9 protein-coding genes are annotated in these 20,087 nt (G+C 69.6%); 7 read left to right on the top strand and 2 right to left on the bottom strand.

All coding sequences use genetic code 11. From position 1 onward, the window contains the following. The first annotated feature begins 78 nt into the window (after positions 1 to 78). Positions 79 to 621, top strand: a complete 543-nt coding sequence (locus tag HB370_RS06560; protein ID WP_030775590.1) for a phage holin family protein — start codon at positions 79 to 81, stop codon at positions 619 to 621. Here the strand turns inward: HB370_RS06560 and HB370_RS06555 are convergent. After that, the gene (locus HB370_RS06555; RefSeq protein ID WP_244405451.1) at positions 599 to 1,633 is read right to left on the bottom strand and encodes an O-antigen polymerase; all 1,035 of its coding nucleotides are present in this window, start codon (positions 1,631 to 1,633) and stop codon (positions 599 to 601) included. The genes HB370_RS06560 and HB370_RS06555 overlap by 23 nt on opposite strands. Positions 1,634 to 2,015: 382 nt before the next feature. Between HB370_RS06555 and lnt the strand changes: the two genes are divergently transcribed. From lnt to HB370_RS06535, 4 genes are all read left to right on the top strand, one after another. Continuing rightward, a complete protein-coding gene (lnt, locus tag HB370_RS06550; RefSeq protein WP_030775594.1) occupies positions 2,016 to 3,626 on the top strand; it encodes an apolipoprotein N-acyltransferase in 1,611 nt (536 codons plus the stop codon). A 79-nt stretch (positions 3,627 to 3,705) separates the two neighbouring features. After that, complete coding sequence (locus HB370_RS06545) at positions 3,706 to 4,185, top strand: NUDIX domain-containing protein (RefSeq protein ID WP_030775596.1); 480 nt, start codon at positions 3,706 to 3,708, stop codon at positions 4,183 to 4,185. A gap of 54 nt (positions 4,186 to 4,239) precedes the next feature. Then, the gene (locus HB370_RS06540) at positions 4,240 to 5,166 is read left to right on the top strand and encodes a 3-hydroxybutyrate dehydrogenase (RefSeq protein WP_244405449.1); all 927 of its coding nucleotides are present in this window, start codon (positions 4,240 to 4,242) and stop codon (positions 5,164 to 5,166) included. 76 nt (positions 5,167 to 5,242) lie between these two features. After that, positions 5,243 to 7,162 (top strand): GAF domain-containing protein, encoded by a 1,920-nt coding sequence (locus tag HB370_RS06535; protein WP_030775602.1) that lies wholly within the window; start codon positions 5,243 to 5,245, stop codon positions 7,160 to 7,162. A 48-nt stretch (positions 7,163 to 7,210) separates the two neighbouring features. Here HB370_RS06535 and HB370_RS06530 read toward each other — a convergent pair whose 3' ends face one another. Next, on the bottom strand, positions 7,211 to 8,587 hold the full coding sequence (locus HB370_RS06530) for an MFS transporter (RefSeq protein WP_030775605.1): 1,377 nt from the start codon (positions 8,585 to 8,587) through the stop codon (positions 7,211 to 7,213). A 999-nt stretch (positions 8,588 to 9,586) separates the two neighbouring features. On the opposite strand from HB370_RS06530, the gene HB370_RS06525 reads away from it, so the two are divergent. Together HB370_RS06525 and HB370_RS06520 are read left to right on the top strand one after the other, a co-directional pair. Further along, complete coding sequence (locus tag HB370_RS06525; protein ID WP_244405447.1) at positions 9,587 to 13,078, top strand: LamG-like jellyroll fold domain-containing protein; 3,492 nt, start codon at positions 9,587 to 9,589, stop codon at positions 13,076 to 13,078. A gap of 102 nt (positions 13,079 to 13,180) precedes the next feature. After that, positions 13,181 to 20,083 carry a polymorphic toxin-type HINT domain-containing protein gene (locus HB370_RS06520; protein WP_244405445.1) on the top strand — a complete coding sequence of 2,301 codons (6,903 nt, stop codon included), beginning with the start codon at positions 13,181 to 13,183 and terminating at the stop codon, positions 20,081 to 20,083. Positions 20,084 to 20,087: the final 4 nt, after the last annotated feature.

The following is a 20,087-nucleotide window of genomic DNA, read 5'->3' as shown; positions in this document are numbered from 1 at the left end:
GCGCGTACGGACACCGGCTGGCCGCCCGCCGCGCGCTACGCCCTCTCCGGACGGCGAAATCCGGGTAACCTCGTACACATGAGGGACCACCCCGACGCCGACGGAACGCTTCCCCCGGTCTGGAAGGGACGCGCCACCAACCGGGTGCAGTGGCTGTTCGCACTCGTCGGAGCCGCCTGCCTGGCGCTCGGCATCGCGCTGGCAGTGGACTCGGCCTGGACGTCCGGCATCGCCGCGCTGGTGATGTCCGTCGTCGGCTGCATCGCGGCCGGCCTGCTCGTGCTCTTCGGCACGCTCGCCTTCGTACACGTCGACCTCAAACTCGACCGCGAGTGCCTCGAAGTGCGCTGCGGACACATGGGGCTGCCGCGCCGCCGCATCCCGCTCTCCCACGTGGCCGGCGCCGACTTCACCGCCCATGTCACCCCCCGGCACTGGGGCGGCTGGGGCTACCGCTGGCTCCCCGAGAAGGGGACCGCCGTCGTCGTCCGCCGCGGCGAGGGCATCGTGCTGCGCCTGTGGGACGGCCACACGTTCACGATCACCGTGGACAACGCGGAGTCCGCGGTCCGGCTCATCCGCGACCGCCTGCGCACGATCAGGCCGGGAACGGCCGGTTAGAGCCCGTCCCCTGCCCGGCGTCCCGGGATGACCAGGCCGCCGACCACGGCCGGGCCGTGGCCCAGCCCGCCAGGAGGCCGGCGCCCGCCGTCACCGGGGTGAAGCTCAGCGCGTTGCTCACCGAGGCGAGCGCGGCCAGCACCGTCAGGGCCGCGCCCGCGGTCAGGGCGACCGGCGTGGGACGCGCGCTGCGCCACAGCGCGTACAGGATCCAGCAGAACACGGCGGCCAGCAGCGACACCCCGACCAGACCCTGTTCGGCCGCCTGCTGCAACGGCGCCGAGTGCGGTCTGCCGTCGGCCGGCAGCGTCCCGCCGACGTCGCCCAGCTCACCGAACCGGCCGGGACCGACGCCCAGCCCCGGGTGGTGGTCCGCCAGCCGCAGGGCGTCCTGCCACTGGGGCACCCGGTGGGCGGGGAACCAGCCGCCCAGCGCCCCGGCGAGCCCGTCGGGCAGCGCGCCCGCCGCGACCGCCCAGAGCGCCGCCGTCACCACGCCCGCCGCCACGGCCAGCCCCGCCAGCCACCTGCCCCGGCCGTGCGCCGAGCCCGCGGCCAGCGCACACAGCAGGACGGCCCCGCCGGCCACGCACCCGGCCGCCGACCCCAGCGCCAGCCCGGCCGGCACGGTGGCGCAGGCCAGCGCCGCCAGCCCGGTCCGGAGCGCCGGTACGCGCGTCGCCCAGGCGGCACAGCACGCGGCCCCGGTGGCCAGCGCCAGCAGCGCGGCCGTGCCGCCGGCGGGCCCGAGCGGGCCGGCGTACCAGGGACCGGGGGAGAACCCGGGCAGCGCCACCGCCAGCCCCAGCCCCGCCGCCGCTCCGACGCAGGGCGCGGCCACCGGCAGCAGCGCGCCGGAGACCCGGCCCGCCGCATATCCGGCGGCCAGGGCGAGCACCGCGAGCAGCAGGCCCTCCGGCCGCCCGCCCCGGGCCGCCGCGGTGATCAGCGACCACGCCGCACAGGCCCCCAACAGGATCATGCCCGTCCCGTCGGAAACGTTTCTTCGCATGCCACAGGCATCCGCGCCGCACATACCGGCCGCGGACTGCGTCCCCGTCGACCCCACCCGTCGCCCCTCGTACCCGGTCCCCCGACCTTGGCAGGCCCCGGCCGCGGGCCGGTTTCCGGCCGGGCCGCCGAGGCTGGGCACACCGTAACGGCTGTGGACCGTTTTGGGGGCGGTACGCGCAGGATCGGCATGATTCCACTGGTCCGGCGCCCGCCCCGGCACGGCCCGGCGGGCGTGCGCCCGGCCGCGCCGACGCGCGGAAACCGGACCGGGCGCCCGGTCGCGTCTCCCCGCGAACGGCCCGCCACCAGCGACGATCTCCTCCGAACCGGCGCCGGACCGCGCTGTCTGCGGTCGCGGTGACCGCCGTACACTCACCCGGGTGACCGTCACCGCAACCTCCGTCGACCAGCCGGACCAGCTGGAGCCGCGCCCGGCGTCCGCCGCGCGCCGTGGCCGATTGCTGCGCCTGGTCCCGGCCGCCGCCGCCGTGCTCTGCGGAGTGCTGCTCTACGTCAGCTTCCCGCCGCGGACCCTGTGGTGGCTGGCCCTGCCCGCGTTCGCCGGGTTCGCCTGGGTGCTGCGCGGCCGGAGCTGGAAGGCCGCGCTCGGCCTCGGCTACCTCTTCGGGCTGGGCTTCCTGCTGCCGCTGCTGGTGTGGACCAGCGTGGAGGTCGGTCCCCTGCCCTGGCTGGCCCTGGTCGCCGCCGAGGCGGTCTTCGTCGCCCTGGCCGGTGCCGGCATCGCCGCCGTCTCCAGGCTGCCCGCCTGGCCGGTGTGGGCCGCCGCCCTGTGGACGGCGGGCGAGGCGGCCCGCGCGCGCGTGCCCTTCGGCGGCTTTCCGTGGGGCAAGATCGCCTTCGGCCAGGCGGACGGCGTCTTCCTGCCGCTCGCCGCGGTGGGCGGCACCCCCGTGCTCGGCTTCGCGGTCGTCCTGTGCGGGTTCGGCCTGTACGAGGCCGGGCGGCTGCTTCTCGAGCGGCGCCGGACCCGGACCGTACGGCGGGCCGCCGCGACCGCCGCGCTGCTGAGCGTGGCCGTACCGGTGGCGGGCGCGGTCGCGGCCCGCGCGCTGGTGAGCGACAAGGCGGAGGACGGTACCGCCACCGTGGCGGTGATCCAGGGCAACGTGCCGCGCGCCGGGCTGGAGTTCAACGCCCAGCGGCGGGCCGTGCTCGACTACCACGCGCGCGAGACGCACAAGCTCGCCGCCGACGTCCGCTCGGGCAAGGCGGCCGAGCCCGACTTCGTCCTGTGGCCGGAGAACTCCTCCGACATCGACCCCTTCGAGTATCCCGACGCCGCCGCCGTCATCGAGCAGGCGGCCAAGGACATCGGCGTGCCCGTCTCCGTCGGCGGCGTGGTGGAGCGGGACGGCAAGCTGCTCAACGAGCAGATCCTCTGGGACCCGGCCAAGGGACCGACGCAGACCTACGACAAGCGGCAGATCCAGCCCTTCGGCGAGTTCCTGCCGTTGCGCTCGCTCGTCGGGGCGATCAACAAGAGCTGGACCGAGATGGCCCGCCAGGACTTCAGCCGGGGCACCGAGCCGGGCGTGTTCGACATCGCCGGGACCAAGGTGGGCCTGGCCACCTGCTACGAGGCCGCGTTCGACTGGGCCGTGCGGGACACGGTGACGCACGGCGCGGAGATGATCTCCGTGCCGAGCAACAACGCCACCTTCGACCGCAGCGAGATGACCTACCAGCAGCTCGCCATGTCCCGGATCCGCGCCGTCGAGCACAGCCGCACCGTGACCGTGCCGGTGACCAGCGGGGTCAGCGCGGTCATCCTGCCCGACGGCCGGATCACCCAGAGGACCGGCATGTTCGTGCCCGCCTACCTGGTGCAGAAGGTGCCGCTGCGCACGTCCACGACGCCCGCCACCGAGCTGGGCGTCCTCCCGGAGCTGGCACTGGTGCTGGTCGCCGCGGGCGGGATCGGCTGGGCGATCGGCTCCGGCCTGCGCTCCCGGCGAGGCGGCGCCGCGTAGCCCCGCGCTCCGCCGGTACGACCGTCGTACGACTCCGGGAACCGGTGGGGCGCCGGGCTCCGCCCGTTAGGGTCGGGGCATGGCTACTCCCGAATTCCTCCGCACGCTCAGGGCCTCCGCCGGGCAGCAGCTGATCTGGCTGCCCGGGATCACCGCGATCGTCTTCGACGACGACGGCAGGGTGCTGCTCGGCCGGCGGACGGACACGCGCAAGTGGGCGGTGATCGGCGGCATCCCGGAGCCGGGCGAGCAGCCCGCGGCCTGTGCGGTGCGGGAGGTCTTCGAGGAGACGGCGGTGCACTGCGTGGCCGAGCGGCTGGTCCTGGTCCAGGCGCTGCCGCCGGTCACCTACCCCAACGGCGACGTCTGCCAGTACATGGACATCACCATGCGCTGCCGGGCGGTGGGCGGCGAGGCCCGGGTCAACGACGACGAGTCGCTGGAGGTCGGCTGGTTCGCGGTGGACGCCCTGCCCCCGCTGGACGAGTTCGGCCTCTTCCGGATCAAGCAGGCCATGTCTGATGCACCCACATGGTTCGACCCTATGACCGCAGGCTGAAGTATGGGTGGTGACCATATGTGGTGAGGGTGGGGTCCCCCTTAGGGTCGGCATATGACCTCGCCCACCCCCCTGCCCGCCGCCGACCTGTCCGGTTCCGCCGCGCCGTCCGGTCGCACCGCGCCGTCCGGTCGCACCGCGCCGTCCGGTTCCGCCGTGTCGTCCGGTTCCGCCCCTGTGCCCGGCCCCGGTCCCCGGCCGGGGGCTCTCGCCCTCGACCTCGGCGGCCGGACCGCGCTCGTCACCGGGGCCGCCAGTGGCATCGGCCGCGCCTGCGCGCTGCGGCTGGCCGCCGCCGGGGCCGAGGTGCGCGCCGTCGACCGGGACGCGGCCGGCCTGGACGGGCTGGCCCGGGAGGCGGAACGGGCCGGCGACCTCGCGGGCACCGTCGTACCGCACGTCGTGGACCTCACCGACCTGGACGCCGCCGAACGCGCCGCCGCCGGCGCCGACGTGCTGGTCAACAACGCCGGGCTGCAACTGGTACGGCCCATCGAGGAGTTCCCGCCCGAGGTGTTCCACACGGTGCTGACCGTGATGCTGGAGGCACCCTTCCGCCTCATCCGCGGCGCCCTCCCGCACATGTACGCGCAAGGCTGGGGCCGGATCGTCAATGTGTCCTCCGTCCATGGTCTGCGCGCCTCTGCCTACAAGGCCGCCTATGTGGCCGCCAAACACGGTCTCGAAGGACTGTCCAAGACGGCCGCGCTGGAGGGCGCCGCCCATGGTGTGACCTCGAACTGTGTGAACCCCGCCTATGTGCGCACCCCACTGGTCGAGAAGCAGATCGCCGACCAGGCACGGGCGCACGGCATCCCCGAGGACCGGGTGGTGTCCGAGGTGCTGCTGAAGGACAGCGCCCTGCGGCGGCTCATCGAGCCCGAGGAGGTCGCCGAGGCCGTGGCCTATCTGTGCAGCCCGCAGGCGTCCTTCGTCACCGGCACCTCACTCGTCCTGGACGGCGGGTGGACGGCCCACTGACCAGCGCCTGCACCACCGGCTCCCGGGGTTGTCCACAGGCCTGCCGGACCGGTGGCCGATACGGAATCCTGTGACCATGTCCCGCGATCACCTCCAGCCGGCACCCACCGGCAGCGCCGAGGCGCCGTACCTCGACCTGCTCGCCCGCGACGCCTCCGTTGAGGCCTTCGAGCAGCCCGTCCTGCGCGCCCGCGCCGCCGCCGAGCCGGCCTGCCGGATCGCCGCGCTGGAAGAGGCCCGGCTGCTCGCCCTGCGCGTGCGCGCCGAACTGGAGGGCCGGCGGCGGCGCGAGGCGGAGCTCTCCGCGCTCTTCGAGACCGCCCACGACCTCGCCGGACTGCGCGACGTGGACGCCGTCCTCCAGGCGATCGTGCAGCGCGCCCGCTCCCTGCTCGGCACGGACGTCGCCTACCTCAGCCTCAACGACCCGGCCCGCGGCGACACCTACATGCGGGTCACCGAGGGCTCCGTCTCCGCCCGCTTCCAGCAACTGCGCCTCGGCATGGGGGAGGGGCTCGGCGGACTCGTCGCCCAGACCGCGCGGCCGTACGTCACCGACGACTACTTCGAGGACGGCCGCTTCCAGCACACCCACGCCATCGACGCCGGCGTCCGCGACGAGGGCCTGGTCGCCATCCTGGGCGTACCCCTGATGCTCGGCCCGCACGTGATCGGCGTCCTGTTCGCGGCGGACCGGCGGGCAAGGGTCTTCGAACGCGAGCAGATCGCCCTGCTCGGCTCCTTCGCCGCGCTCGCCGCGGCGGCCATCGACACCGCCAACCTGCTCACCGAGACCCGCTCCGCCCTGGCCGACCTGGAGCGCGCCAACGAGATCATCCGGGACCGCAGTGCCGTCATCGAGCGGGCGTCGGAGGTCCACGACCGGCTCGCCGAACTCGTCCTGCGCGGCGGCGGGGTGCACGACGTGGCCGCCGCCGTCTCCCAGGTCCTCGACGGCACCGTGACGTTCACCGAGGCCGACGCGGCACCGGCCGAGGCGCTGGAGGCGTCCCGCGCCGAGGGACACGCCGTACGGCACGGCAAGGACTGGATCGCCGCCGTGGCCGCGGGCGGCGAACTCCTCGGCGCCCTGGTCCTGCGCGGCCACCCCGGCCTGGACCCGGTCGACCAGCGCACCCTGGAACGGGCGGCGATGGTCACCTCCCTGCTGCTGCTCGCCCGCCGCTCCGCCGCCGAGGCCGAACAGCGGGTGCGCGGCGAACTGCTGGACGACCTGCTCGACGCGCGCGACCGGGACCCGCGGCTGCTGCGCGAGCGCGCCGGCCGCCTCCAGGCGGACCTGGACGCCACCCATGTCGTCCTCGCCGCCCGCCTCGACGGCCCCGCGGCCGACGCAGACGAGGAGGCCGCGGCCCGCCGCCGGCTGTGGTCCGCCGCCTCCCACCTCGCCGCCACCCGGCGGGGGCTGGCCGCGGCCCGCGACGGCGGCACCGTCTTGCTGCTGCCGCTCGGCGACGGCGACACCGCCACCGACGTGGCCCGCCGCACCGCCCGCCACCTGGGCACCGCCGTCCACCAGCCGGTCACGGTCGGCGCCTCCGCACCCGTCACCGGCCTCGCCCGGCACCCCGAGACCGTGGCCGCCGCCTATGCCGAGGGCCGCCGCTGCCTGGACGCGCTGCGCCTGCTGGGCCGGGCCGGGGACGGCGCGGCGGCCGAGGACTTCGGCTTCCTCGGCCTGCTCCTCGCGGGCGACCGGGACATCGCCGGCTTCGTCGAGCGGACCATCGGCCCGGTGGTGTCGTACGACGAGCGGCGCGGCACGGAACTGGTGCGCACCCTCGACGCCTACTTCGAGGGCGGGATGAGCCCGGCGTGTACCAAGGACGCGCTGCACGTCCATGTGAACACGGTGGCCCAGCGCCTGGAGCGCGTGGGCCGCCTGCTGGGCCCGGACTGGCAGACCCCCGCCCGCGCCCTGGAGATCCAACTGGCCCTCAGACTGCACCGGTTGGCGACACAGACACGGCACTGACCGGCCCCTCGCGAAGGCCGGCCGGTGCGGGCGTGGGCCCCTCGCCGGTCAGCGCGTCCGCGCCTCGGCGGCCGGGCCGGTGCCCGAGGGCTCGCCGTCCTCCTCCGCGATCCGGCCGAGATCCCGGTGCCGGGTCTCGCGCGCGAACGCCACGGCCACCAGGGTCAGCACGGCGGCGGCGATCACGTACAGCGCGATCGGGGTGGAGCTGTCGTAGTCGGAGAGCAGCGCGGTGGCGATGAGCGGGGCGGGCGCACCGGCCGCCACGGAGGCGAACTGGGCACCGATCGAGGCACCCGAGTACCGCATTCGGGTCGCGAACATCTCGGCGAAGAACGCGGCCTGCGGGGCGTACATGGCGCCGTGCAGCACCAGCCCGACGGTCACGGCCAGGATCAGGTACCCGAACGACCCGGTGTCCACGAGCGCGAAGAACGGGAACATCCACAGCCCGACCCCGGCCGCGCCCAGCAGGTACACCGGCCGCCGTCCGACCCGGTCGGACAGCGCGCCCCAGGCCGGGATGACGGCGAAGTGCACGGCGGAGCCGATGAGTACGGCGTTGAGCGCGGTCTGCTTGGAGACGCCGGCCGAGGTGGTGGCGTAGACGAGGATGAACGCGGTGATGACGTAGTAGCTGATGTTCTCCGCCATCCGGGCGCCCATCGCCACCAGCACGTCCCGCCAGTGGTGGCGCAGCACGGAGACCAGCGGCGGCTGCTCGTCCGCCTGGGCCCGCCGCGCCTGGGACCGCTCCAACGCCTCCTTGAAGACGGGTGATTCGTCGACGGACAGCCGGATCCACAGACCCACGAGCACGAGCACCCCGGAGAGCAGGAACGGGATCCGCCAGCCCCAGGTGCCGAAGGCGTAGTCGGACAGTACGGCGGTGAGCAGCGACAGCACACCGGTCGCGAGCAACTGCCCGGCGGGGGCGCCGGTCTGCGGCCACGAGGCCCAGAAGCCGCGCCGCCGCGCGTCACCGTGCTCCGACACCAGCAGCACGGCGCCGCCCCACTCGCCGCCGAGCGCGAAGCCCTGCACCAGCCGCAGCGCGGTGAGCAGCAGGGGCGCGGCGGAGCCGACGGTAGCGTGCGTGGGCAGCAGCCCGATGGCGAACGTGGCCCCGCCCATCAGCACCAGGCTCAGCACCAGCAGTTTCTTCCGCCCCAGCCGGTCACCGTAGTGCCCGAACACCAGCGCCCCCAGCGGGCGGGCGGCGAACCCGACGGCGTACGTCAGGAACGACAACAGCGTCCCGACGAGCGGGTCGGAGTCCGGGAAGAACAGCTTGTTGAACACCAGCGCGGCGGCGGAGCCGTAGAGGAAGAAGTCGTACCACTCGATGGTCGTCCCGATGAGGCTGGCGGCGACGATCCTCGGGAGGCTCGCGGGGGGCGGGGGAGCGGTGTTTCCGGATGCCATGTGCGCCACTTCCTCGTGTGCGGTGGGGACGGGTACGACGGATACGTGTCGGCACACGGTAGGAAGCCGCAGGTCAGGGGCACATGTGGTGGGGCACCATAGTTCGGGGGGCGGGTATGCGTGCGGCCACCATGCCGGGGCGGGGGAGGGGTGGTCCGGGGGTTCGGGAGTGGCCGAGACCGGCGCTGTCCGGGACGCGCGATTTGGGGTGATTTGATGGTGCGGTGCTGACTCCCGTGCTGGTTCGGTGCTGACTGAAAGCCCATGTCGGCACCCGTCTTCAACCCTCCCGTGCTGACTTGGTGCTGACTACGCTGCGTTGAACCGGGATCTTTCGGACCGTTGCACGGCCTCCGCTGGGTGGGAGAGGGTATGGCTGACCCTGGAGACGGGCGGCGCACCGTTCGCGATGGTGCGGGCGCCGGACCGGGCTTCGGTCGGATAGGCGGGCGCGGCTGCTGTACAGCACGAAAGGCGGCGTGGCCGAGGTCCCGCCGCGTCTCGCCGGGTTTCAAGGCGTGTTTGCGGAACCTTGTCGAGACAGGCTCCCCGGCCGGGAACCTGGTCCACGGAGGCCGGATTTCGCTCGGTCCGGGCGGGGAAAGGAGCGTACGCCTCGCGGACTCGGCACAGGGCGAGTGCCGGCCTCGCCCTGTCCGAGGTTGGAGGGCGCCAACGCGTCCGGGGAGCTGGGTGACAGATCGCGCGCTGTGCTTTCGGGGCTGCGTGAGGCGCAAGACGGACATTCCTGGTCACCTGGGCAGTCGGGGTGGTTCATTGATCTTTCGAACCATGCCCTGTTGATCACCTGAAGTGCACCCTTGTCTGAATTATGAGCATGGACAGAATCCTTAACGGATCCTTAAAGTCCGCTACTTGTATTCACATTTTCTGCGGGTAGCGAGGGTTCTGGGGATGAAACGTGGGGGGTTGGGGCGTCGTTGGCGTCCTGTGTCCGGTGTGGTGGGGGCCGCTGCTGCGGCAGCGATGCTGGGGGGTGTGCTGACGCCGGTGGGGTCCGTAGCGGCTGCCGAGGTGGGGCAGGCCGAGGAGGTCTCAGGAACCCCGGCGGACGAGGCTGCCAAAGGTAAGGCCTTCTGGGAGGATGACGCCTTGCCCACGGTCACGCCCGAGCAGAAGGCGTCGGCGAGGGCGGCCCAGACCGGGGAGCGCGTCGAGGTCGGAGTGCTGACCACGGAGACCGGTCAGGTTTTCGCGAACCCGGACGGCACGTTCACCGCTGAGACATCTCCGTCGGTGGAGCGGGTCCGAAAGGGTGACACGTGGAAGTCTGTCGACACCACGCTGGTGAAGGCTGCGGATGGGGCGTTGGTGCCGGTAGCGGCTCTGGACATGACGTTGTCCGGTGGCGGTGGCAAGGCGCCGTTGGTGCGCTTCGAACGCGGCGGTCACGCCTACGAAGTCTTCTCGCCCTGGGCGCTGCCGGAGCCGGTCCTGGAAGGCTCGCGCGCCGTCTACAAGTCAGTGCGGCCGGACGTCGACTTGGTCGTCCAGGTCCTGCCCGACGGATTCACCCAGAGCCTGGTGGTCCATACCCCGGAGGCCGCGGCTCAGCTGAAGTCGATCAGCTATCCGGTCAAGGCGGACGGTCTGACGGTCCGGGACCAAGACGGTGTGGTCTCCTACGTTGACGAGGGCGGGCATCCGGCGTTTATCAACAGCGCGCCGCTGATGTGGGATGCCGGCCCGGCGCAGGCCGCCAGCCGAATGGCGGTGGCCGCGTCGGCCCCGGTGGACCCGGTGACCCCGCCGGCCCAGGCCCGTACGTCTGTCGCCGAGATGGCGGTCGGGCAGGACGAGTTGACGGTGGTGCCCGACCAGGAGTTCCTGGCGGACCCGAAGACGTCGTACCCGGTGGTGATCGATCCGCCTACGGTGGCGGGGAAGCTGACGGGTTGGACGGCGCTGTGGTCCAACGAGAGCGGCTCGACGTTCTGGAACACCAGCCACGCCATGGGCGTGGGTTATGACGCGTATGTGGACAACAAGAAGGTCCGCTCCGTGTTCCAGTTCGACACTCGGTCGGTGGCGGGCAAGAAGATTCTGCACGCCGACTTCTCCGCGTACGAGATCTGGTCGGCTAACTGCACGAAGACTGATGTTGAGTTGTGGCGGACCGGAACGATCTCTTCGTCGACGAAGTGGTCGTCGAATCTATCGTGGTCCTCGAAAGTCGACACGGTTTCCGCTGCCAAGGGGTTCTCCTCCAACTGCCCCGACGGCACGGTTGAGTTCGACGCCACTGCTGCGGTCGCTTATACGGCGAAGGCCAAGTCGATCACGACAACGCTGGGCCTGCGGGCGAGTGAGAGCGACCCGAACGCGTGGAAGCAGTTCATGTCGCCCAAGGACCCGGACTCCACGACGGGTCGCAAGCCGGTCTTGTCGATCACCTATGTTTCGCCGCCGACGGCCGCGCCGTCGTCGGTGAAGATGTCGGACCCGAACGTGTCCTGTTCGGCGTCGACCAGTCCGGCGGTGATCCGTGACACCACGCCGCGGCTGACGGCCACACCGACCTCGTCGGACGGTTCGCAGGCGAGCCTGCGCCCGAACTTCGAGCTGTACGCGGGGAGCAGCACCACGCCGACCACACTGAAGCCCTCCACCTGGACTGCCAGTGGTACTGCCGGCACAGCGGTCACCGCAGGGCTCACGCAGAGCACGATCTACCGCTTCCGGGCGCGTACGGAGTTCAAGTACACCTACGGCGGCACCACCGGTTACCTGTACGGGCCGTGGTCCTCGTCGTGCTACTTCAAGGTCGACTCCGTCGGCCCGCCGAAGCCGACCATCACTTCGGACAAGAACCAGTACCCCGAGTGCGCCGGCATCACCTGCGCGGGCTCCCCGGAGACCGGCAGCGTCGGCATGACCGGCAAGTTCATCATCTCCGCCGGCTCCAGCGACGTACGCCGCTACGTGACCTGGCTGAACGGCATCAAGATCGACGACAAGACCTACACCGCCAACACTACCAGCCACACGGTTTCGGCCACGCCGGACAAGCGTCTGACGAACACGCTGCGCGTGCAGACGTATGACGCCGCCGGCAATCCCGGAGAGACCCGGGACTACCTCTTCAACGTGGCCAAGCCATCGGCTCCGGTCGGCGTGTGGAAGTTCGACGAAGGTACCGGCACCACCGTTGCCAACGCCCAGGGCGCCAGTCACCCGCTCACCGTGTCCGGCGGGTCCTGGGTGCCCAAGGCCCGCCTCGGGCAGGGCTTCAGGAGCACGGCGGGCAACGGCTACGCCGCCACCAGCGGCCCCGTCGTGGACACAACGGGAAGCTTCGCCGTGTCCAGCTGGGTGAAGCTGAACTCCAAGACGCAGTCGACGGTGTTGCAGCAGCGCGGTACCAACGTCGGAGGCTTCCAGCTGTATTACTCGACCTCATACGACCGGTGGATTTTCAACCGGTACGACAAGGACGTCTCGGACTCAAACGGTGCAACCATCGTCCGAGCCATCGCGGCCAAGCCACCTGTCCTGGGTGCCTGGACCCATCTCCTCGGCGTCTACGACCGGCAGGCCCAAAAGATCAGACTGTACGTCAACGGCAAGCTGAACGCGGAAGTCGCCTTCTCCACGCCGTGGGCCGCACCGGGTCCTTTCGAGGTCGGCCGCTGGGGCACCGGTACGCAGCTCGACGGCGAAGTGGACCAGGTCACTGTCTACAACCGCGTCGTCTACCCGGACGAGCTGTGGGGCTTGATAAACCTGCAAAACCCTGAAACAGGCGAGCCGCAGGCCGAACTGATGGCCCACTGGAACTTGGACGAGGCCAGCGGCACCAGTGGTGCCGACAGCAGCGGACGGGGTAACCTCTTGACCCTGCAGCCCGGCGCATCGTTCACCACTACGGATGATTACGCCCATGGCAACGTGCTGAACCTCGACGCCGACGCCCTGGGCAAAGCCTCCGCCCCGGTCAAGCTGGACGACTCCGGCAGTTTCACCGTGGTCGGATGGGTGAAGCTCGAGCAGTCCGAACTCGAGGACACCACGGTCGCCCACTCGCCGACCGTCTTCTCCCACCCGGGAGCGAACCGCAACGCGTTCCGTCTGTGGTATCGCCAAGAGGCGGGCCAGACGGTAGGCGACTGGAATTTCGGCCTGGCCGGCACCGACGATATCGGCGGGCCGAGCTACTCGGTTGCCTCGGACGAGGTGAACCCGCCCAGCGGCTGGATCCACGTGGCCGGCGTGTTCGACTCGGCCGACCAGTCTGCCAAGCTCTACGTAACCGGTGGCCGAGAAGGTGCTGAAGACGGCGTCCTCGTCAGCGACACGTTCCAGCCCACCGGACCGGTCACGCTCGGCGGCGCCCGTCGTCACGACACGGGGGCCTGGGGAGATGCCCTGCCCGGCCAGCTCGACGACATGCGCGTGTATGCCGGAGTGCTTTCCGAAGCGGAGATCGCGCAACTCGCCATCGTCGACGAGCCGCCGGTCGACATCGGCTGATCCAGCCCGCCAGAACCTTCTCGCATCACACCGACTGCGGTGCGCCGGCTCATTGCACTTAGGCATCCGGCGCACCGCCTATCGACATGAGGAAATCCACCCGTGAAACGCCGCAGATTCCAACTGCACGCGTGGTCTTGGCAGCGCGCCGGGCGGCGCAGGCTGACCATGGTCAGCCTGCCGGTCGCCGGCGCTGTGATGGCCACATTGCTCGGCGCGACTCCGCCTAAGGACACCAGCCGGCCGCACAGCGAGCTGGCAGCGCCGGAGTACGGCAAGTCGGCGCCGTTCAAGGCCAAGTTCAAAAGGATCGACGATCCGACGATCAAGGCCGCGCAGAAGACTCGCGATCGGGCGACCGACGCTCCGAAATGGCCCACGTCCGGGTCGGTAACGCTGGACGTACCCACTGCCAAGAGCGAGCCTGGGAAGGCGGGCAAGCTGCCGGTCGCCCTCGGCGCCCCTGCGAAGCCGAAGTCCGCTGCCGGTAGGAAGAGTGCCGCCCCGGCTGCTGAGCAGGCCAAGGTGACCGTCCTTGACCGCGAAAGAGCTCAGCAACTGGGCCTGGACGGCGTGTTGCTGACGGTGCAGCGCACCGATGGGAAAACCGACCCCGCCTCGCTATCGCTCACGGTCGACTACAGCCGATTCGCCGGTGCCTACGGCGGCAACTGGTCCGGCCGTCTGCGCGCCGTCCAACTGCCCGCGTGTGCCCTGACGACCCCGGGCAAGGCGGCCTGCCGCACCACCAAGGTGCTGGCCACCGACAACAACGCCCAGCAGGACACTCTGACCGCCCAGGTCACCACCACGCGGGCCAAGAACGCCGCCGGCACCATGACGGTGCTGGCCCTGTCCGCTGGTGCGGGATCCGACCAGGGCTCCTACGAGGCGACCCCGCTCTCTGCGTCCGCTACCTGGGCCGGCGGTGGCTCGAACGGTGACTTCACCTGGAACTACCCGCTGGGAACGGTGCCCGCACCGGCAGGCAGCGCACCGTCGCTGTCCATCGGCTATTCGGCGCAGAGCGTCGATGGCCGCACCTCCACCACCTCCGCTCAGCCTTCCTGGGTCGGCGAGGGCTTCGACCTGCCCGGCTCCTACATCGAGCGGTCCTACGGCTCTTGCGAGGACGACGGACAGGACGAGAAGTACGACCAGTGCTGGAAGGAGGACAACGCTTCCGTCGTCCTCAACGGCAAGTCCAGCCCGCTGATCAAGGACGCCAAGGGCTGGCACCTGAAGAGCGACGACGGCGAGAAGGTCACGCTGGGAACCGGCGCTGTCAACGGCGACGACAACGGCGAGTACTGGACCGTCACCGCCACGAACGGCACGCAGTACGTATTCGGCAAGAACCGGCTTCCCGGCTGGACGAGCGGCAACCCCGAGACCGAATCGGTGTGGACCGTACCGGTCTTCGGCGACGACTCCGGCGAGCCCGGCTACTCTGACGGCAGCACCTTCGCCGACCGGGCCAAGACCCAGGCCTGGCGCTGGAACCTCGACTACGTCGTGGACCCGCACGGCAATGTCACCAGCTACTGGTACGACAAAGAGACCAACTACTACGCCAAGAACGGCACCACCGACAACGGAAGCGCCTACACACGCGGCGGCTACCTGGAGCGCATCGACTACGGTCAGCGCACCGACACCATCTTCTCGACCACCCAACCCGCCGCTGCCCGCGTGAAGTTCACCGTCGCCGAGCGCTGCATCCCCGTCTCGGGCGGCGAGACCTGCGCCAACCTGACCGACACGAACAAGGCCGCCTGGCCGGACGTGCCGTTCGACCAGATCTGTGCTTCCGGCAAGCCCTGCACCGACCAGCCCGCCCCGTCCTTCTTCACCCGCAAGCGGCTCACCGACGTCACCACCCAGGTCTACAAGGGAACCGGCACCGGCGCGGACACCGACTACCGCGACGTCAACAACTGGCACCTGGAGCACTCCTTCCCCGACCCCGGCGACGGCTCCGCTCCCGGCCTGTGGCTGAAGTCCATCCAGCACACAGGCAAGTCCGGCACCCCCATCACCATGCCCGCGGTGAAGTTCACCGGCATCCAGCTGCACAACCGCGTCGACAAGACCGGCGACGACGTCCCGCCCTACATCAAGTGGCGAGTACGCTCGATCATTTCGGAGACGGGTTCGGTCCTCACGGCCAACTACTCCGACCCGGAGTGCATAGCCGACACCAACATCCCGACCGCGCTCGACAAGAACACCAAGCGCTGCTATCCGGTCAAGTGGATCCCGCCGTCCAACCCGACGCCGGGCACCGATCCGCAGCCGCGTACCGACTTCTTCCACAAGTACGTCGTCACCCAGGTCACCGAATCCGACCCGACCGGTGGCGCACCGCTGAAGCAGACTGACTACACCTACAGCGGCGGAGGTGCCTGGGCCTACGACGACCAGTCACCCATCACGCAGGCCAAGTACCGCACCTGGGGCATCTGGCGCGGCTACAACAAGGTGACCACCACCATCGGTGAAGCCACGGGCACCCGGTCGAAGACCACCGCGCTGTACTACCGCGGCATGGACGGTGACAAGCAGGCGGACGGAACCACCCGCAGCGAGTCCATCACCGACTCCAAGGGTGTGGCCAAGACCGACTCCGAGCAGTACGCCGGCCAGGTCCGCGAGCAGATCACCTACAACGGCGCGTCCGGTGCCGAAGTGACCGCGACGGTCACCACCCCGTGGTCGAAGAAGACCTCCACCGACACCCACTCCTACGGCACCGTCAACGGCTACATCGTCCGCACCGGAAGTGAGGTCAAGCGCACCCGTCTGAACAGCGGCAGCGAGCTCACCTCCACCACGACCACCACGTACGACGAGGCCACCGGCCAGCCGCTGACCGTGGAGACCGACGCGGCAGGCACCAAGGACTGCACCCGCACCGAGTACGCCACCAACACAGCCACCTGGATGCTCAGCTACCCCAAGCGTGTGGAGAAGGTCTCCACGGGGTGTGCGGTAACGCCGAACCGGACCAACGACCCGGACACCACCGATGTCATCTCCGATGTCAGGCACTCCTACGACGGGCAGGCCTACGGCACCGCACCCACCAAGGGGGACCTCACCCGAGTCGAGCGGGCCACCGGCTACGCAGCCGATGGCACCCCGCGCTACCAGACCGTCGGCACCGCGGCCTTCGATGCCCTGGGCCGGGCCACCGACACCTGGGACACCACCGGTACCAAGACCAAGCACGCCGAATTCACCCCGGCAGGCGCCGGCCCGCTGACCAAGACAGTGGAGAGCAACGCACTCGGCCACACGGTCACTACCGAGATCGCACCGGATTGGGGGGTCAACACCGCCAGCATCGACCCCAACGGCAACCGCACGGAGATGGCCTACGACGCGATGGGCCGCCTCACCGACGTGTGGCTCGCAGACCGTGACCGTTCGGCCGGCCACGCGGCCAGCCAGAAGTTCGAGTACAAGGTGCAGGCCACGGCGGCATCGTGGGTAGCCACCAAATCCCTCAACAACGACGGCAGCACCTACCTCACCCAGTACGCCATCTACGACGCGCTACTGCGGCCACGACAGACTCAGACCCCGGCGGCCACCGGCACCGGCCGTGTGATCACCGAAACCAAGTACGACACCCGTGGTCTCGAGGCGGAGACCTCCGCGGACTTCATCGACACCACCGCGCCGACGGGCGTGCTGGCCAATCCCACGACCGCAGCTCCCGCCGGCACCGTGACCACCTATGACGGCGCAGGCCGTCCCACGGTGGAGAAGATCCTCGTCAAGGGGCAGGAGTTCTCTCGCACCACCCACACCTACGATGGCAACGCCACCACGGTCGAGCCTCCCGTGGGAGCATCGGCCGTACGCGAGGAGGTCGATGCCCGCGGCCGCCTGGTGGAGAAGCGCGAGTACGACGGCAACACCGCCACCGCCACCTTCACCACGCTCAACTACACCTACGACCACGCCGACCGGCTCAAGACCGTCAAGGACGACGACGGCAACACGTGGAGCTACGGCTACGACCTGCTCGGTCGCCAGACCTCCGCGAAAGACCCCGACTCCGGCTCGAGCTCCATCAAGTACAACGACCTCGACCAGGTCATCGAGGCCACCGATGCTCGAGGAAAGACGCTCGGCTATACCTATGACCTGATCGGACGTCAGACCGCGCGGGTTGACGGAGCCGTCCCTGTCGTCAATGGCGTGCCCACGCCGGCCGACGGGAAGTACCTGGCTCGCTGGACCTACGACACCATCGCCAAGGGGCGGCCCACCTCGTCCGTCCGCTACGTTGGCGGCAAGACGGGGGATGTCTACGCCACGACCAACGCCTCTTACGACAAGGTGTACCGGCCCCTCAAGGAGCAGTACACGGTCAGCACCAAGGAAGGCGCTCTCGCCGGCACTGGCACGTACACCATCACCAACGTCTACAACCTCGACGGCACGCTTCAAAAGCGCACCATCCCCGCCATGGGAGGACTCGCCGCCGAAACCCTGACCTACGGTTACACCTCGACCCGGCTGCCCGACACACTGCAGGGCCTGACCGGCCTGGTGCAGAACACGGACTACCTGCCGGCAGGCGAGCAGATCCGTACCACTCTCGGGGTGTCCTCCAGCGCTGACTGGACCGAGGTCAACTACTCGTACGAGGACGGCACCAAGCGCCTGGCACGCCAGACGGTGAAGTCCGAGACGCACACCGGGACCGACGCCGACATCTACTACCGCTACGACAAAGCGGGCAACCCTCTCGAGATAGATGACCGTTCCACCATCCCGGGCGACAAGCAGTGCTTCAGCTATGACGGGCACCGTCGCCTGAAGGCCGCCTGGACCGTCACCACCGACTGCGCCACCACCCCGAGCACCAGCAGTGTGGGTGGCCGCGCTCCGTACTGGCAGAGCTTCACCTACGACACGGCCGGCAACCGCAAGACCGCCATCGACCACCTGGCCGACGGCGGACCGGCCACCACCACCTATACCTACAAGACGACCGACCAGCCCCGCCCGCACGCCCTTGCCGGCACGGTCACCGAGCTGGCCGGCGGGACGAAGACAGCCGACACCTATACCTACGACGAGAGTGGCAACACAGCGACCCGCAACCTCAACGGCACGACGCAGAGCCTTGAGTGGGACGTCGAAGGAAGCCTCAGCAAGGTGACGGAGGCGAACAACGCCACCACCTCCTTCCTCAACGACGCCGACGGCAACCGCCTCATCCGGCGCGATACCACCGGCACCACTCTCTACCTCGGCGAAACCGAACTCCGCCTTGACAAGGCCAGCGGCAAGGTCGAAGCCACCCGCTACTACAGCCACGCCGGCAAGACCGTCGCCATGCGCACTCCCAGTGCACTGACCTGGATGTGTACCGACCAGAACGGCACAGCCAGCCTCCAGGTCAACGCCGCCGGTCAGGCCCTCACACGGCGCCACAGCCAGCCGTTCGGGGAACAACGCGGCACCAAGCCCGCCGCTTGGCAAGGCGAGAAGGGTTTTGTCGGCGGTACCGAAGACCCCACCGGGTTCACGCACCTCGGTGCCCGCGACTACGACACGGCCACCGGCCGCTTCATCAGCGTCGATCCCGTCGGCGACCTGACGGATCCGCAGCAGATCAACGGCTACGCCTACAGCAACAACAACCCCGTCACCTTCGCCGACCCGGACGGCAAGTTCTGGTTCTCCCTGATCAAGTTGGTCAAGGCGGTCATCAAGATTGTGACTGCCTATATCAACCGAGCCAGCGGCAGTAGCGGTGGTAGCGGTGCTGGTGGCGGCATGACCACCATGGGCAGCGGCAACTACGGCGGCAGCGACTACCTCAGCGGCAACTCCAGCAACGGTGGCGGCGGACTCGGGGGAGGAAGCGCCTGCGGCAGTGGCTATCCCGCCATGAGGCCAGAGTGCATGAGTAACGAACCCGTGGACCCGCGCGCCCAGGGCTCTTTCAAGGATTTTTTCCTCGGGGGAGCGGTGAGTGTCGCCGAGGGTGTCTTCGGCACCGCAGATGTCGCCTACATGGCCGTCGTCCCCTGGTGCCAGTGGACCGACCGAGGCTGCACCCCCAACCAAGACGACCTGGCGAAGCTGGTCGAAGAGAACGGCCTGAAGAAGGACAACAAGGCGTACGACGCAGGCGACAGTCTCGTGGACCTCGTTTCCGCGTTCAGCGTGGTCGGCGCCATAAAGAAGTTCTCCAAGGATGTCTTGAAGGGTGCTGCGAGCGCCGGGAAGGGCTCCAAGAAGGGAGGATCGGGTTGCAAATGTTTCCTCGCCGGCACCGACGTCCTCATGGCAGACGGCACCACCAAGAACATTGAGGACATCGCGCTCGGTGACAAGGTACTGGCAACAGACCCGGAAACCGGTGAGCAAGGGTCACGTGAGGTAACCAGCCTCATTCGAACCGAAGCCGACAAGCACTTCAACACGCTGTCCATCGCAACCGAAGACGGCATCGACGAGCTCACGGCGACACACGAGCACCCCTTCTGGGCACCTTCCGAGAAGCGCTGGATCCCTGCAGGCGAACTGGCAGCAGGTATGACACTGCTGACCGATGACGGCGAAACGGTCATCGTCACGGGGAACAAGCCGTTCACGAAGCATGCCCGCACCTACAACCTCACCGTAGACGACCTCCACACGTACTATGTGCTGGCGGGGGCCACGCCGGTCCTGGTTCACAATTCTGGAGGGTGCGGATGGGCGACACGTCAAGAGACGGCTGGTGATGTCGCCCAGAAATACAAGCCGGGCCAGTCGACTCGGGATCCTGCATCGCAGTGGTATCACGAGGAATTGAGCGACCAGGAGCTTCTGGACTCGATCAATAAGGCTGCGGAAGGGGATGGGATAGCCGTCTCGCGCGGGGGGACCATTCTTGGAGGGCATCATCGCTGGGATGAGCTCCAAAGGAGAATCCAGGACGGGCGTATCGACCCAGACACGCCAATCCGTATCGACGTTTTGGGTGAGGACTGATGCT

Source organism: Streptomyces sp. DSM 40868 (genome assembly GCF_011820545.1).
Lineage (GTDB): Bacteria > Actinomycetota > Actinomycetes > Streptomycetales > Streptomycetaceae > Streptomyces > Streptomyces eurythermus.
Note: the sequence above shows the minus strand (reverse complement) of the source record. Positions and strands in the feature narration are given on the sequence as shown.

Bases quoted from the DNA above. Each gene is read 5' to 3' on its own strand.
- HB370_RS06560 (WP_030775590.1), top strand. From the start codon at position 79: ATGAGGGACCACCCCGACGCCGACGGAACGCTTCCCCCGGTCTGGAAG.
- HB370_RS06555 (WP_244405451.1), bottom strand. From the start codon at position 1,633: ATGCGAAGAAACGTTTCCGACGGGACGGGCATGATCCTGTTGGGGGCC.
- HB370_RS06545 (WP_030775596.1), top strand. From the start codon at position 3,706: ATGGCTACTCCCGAATTCCTCCGCACGCTCAGGGCCTCCGCCGGGCAG.
- HB370_RS06540 (WP_244405449.1), top strand. From the start codon at position 4,240: ATGACCTCGCCCACCCCCCTGCCCGCCGCCGACCTGTCCGGTTCCGCC.
- HB370_RS06535 (WP_030775602.1), top strand. From the start codon at position 5,243: ATGTCCCGCGATCACCTCCAGCCGGCACCCACCGGCAGCGCCGAGGCG.
- HB370_RS06530 (WP_030775605.1), bottom strand. From the start codon at position 8,587: ATGGCATCCGGAAACACCGCTCCCCCGCCCCCCGCGAGCCTCCCGAGG.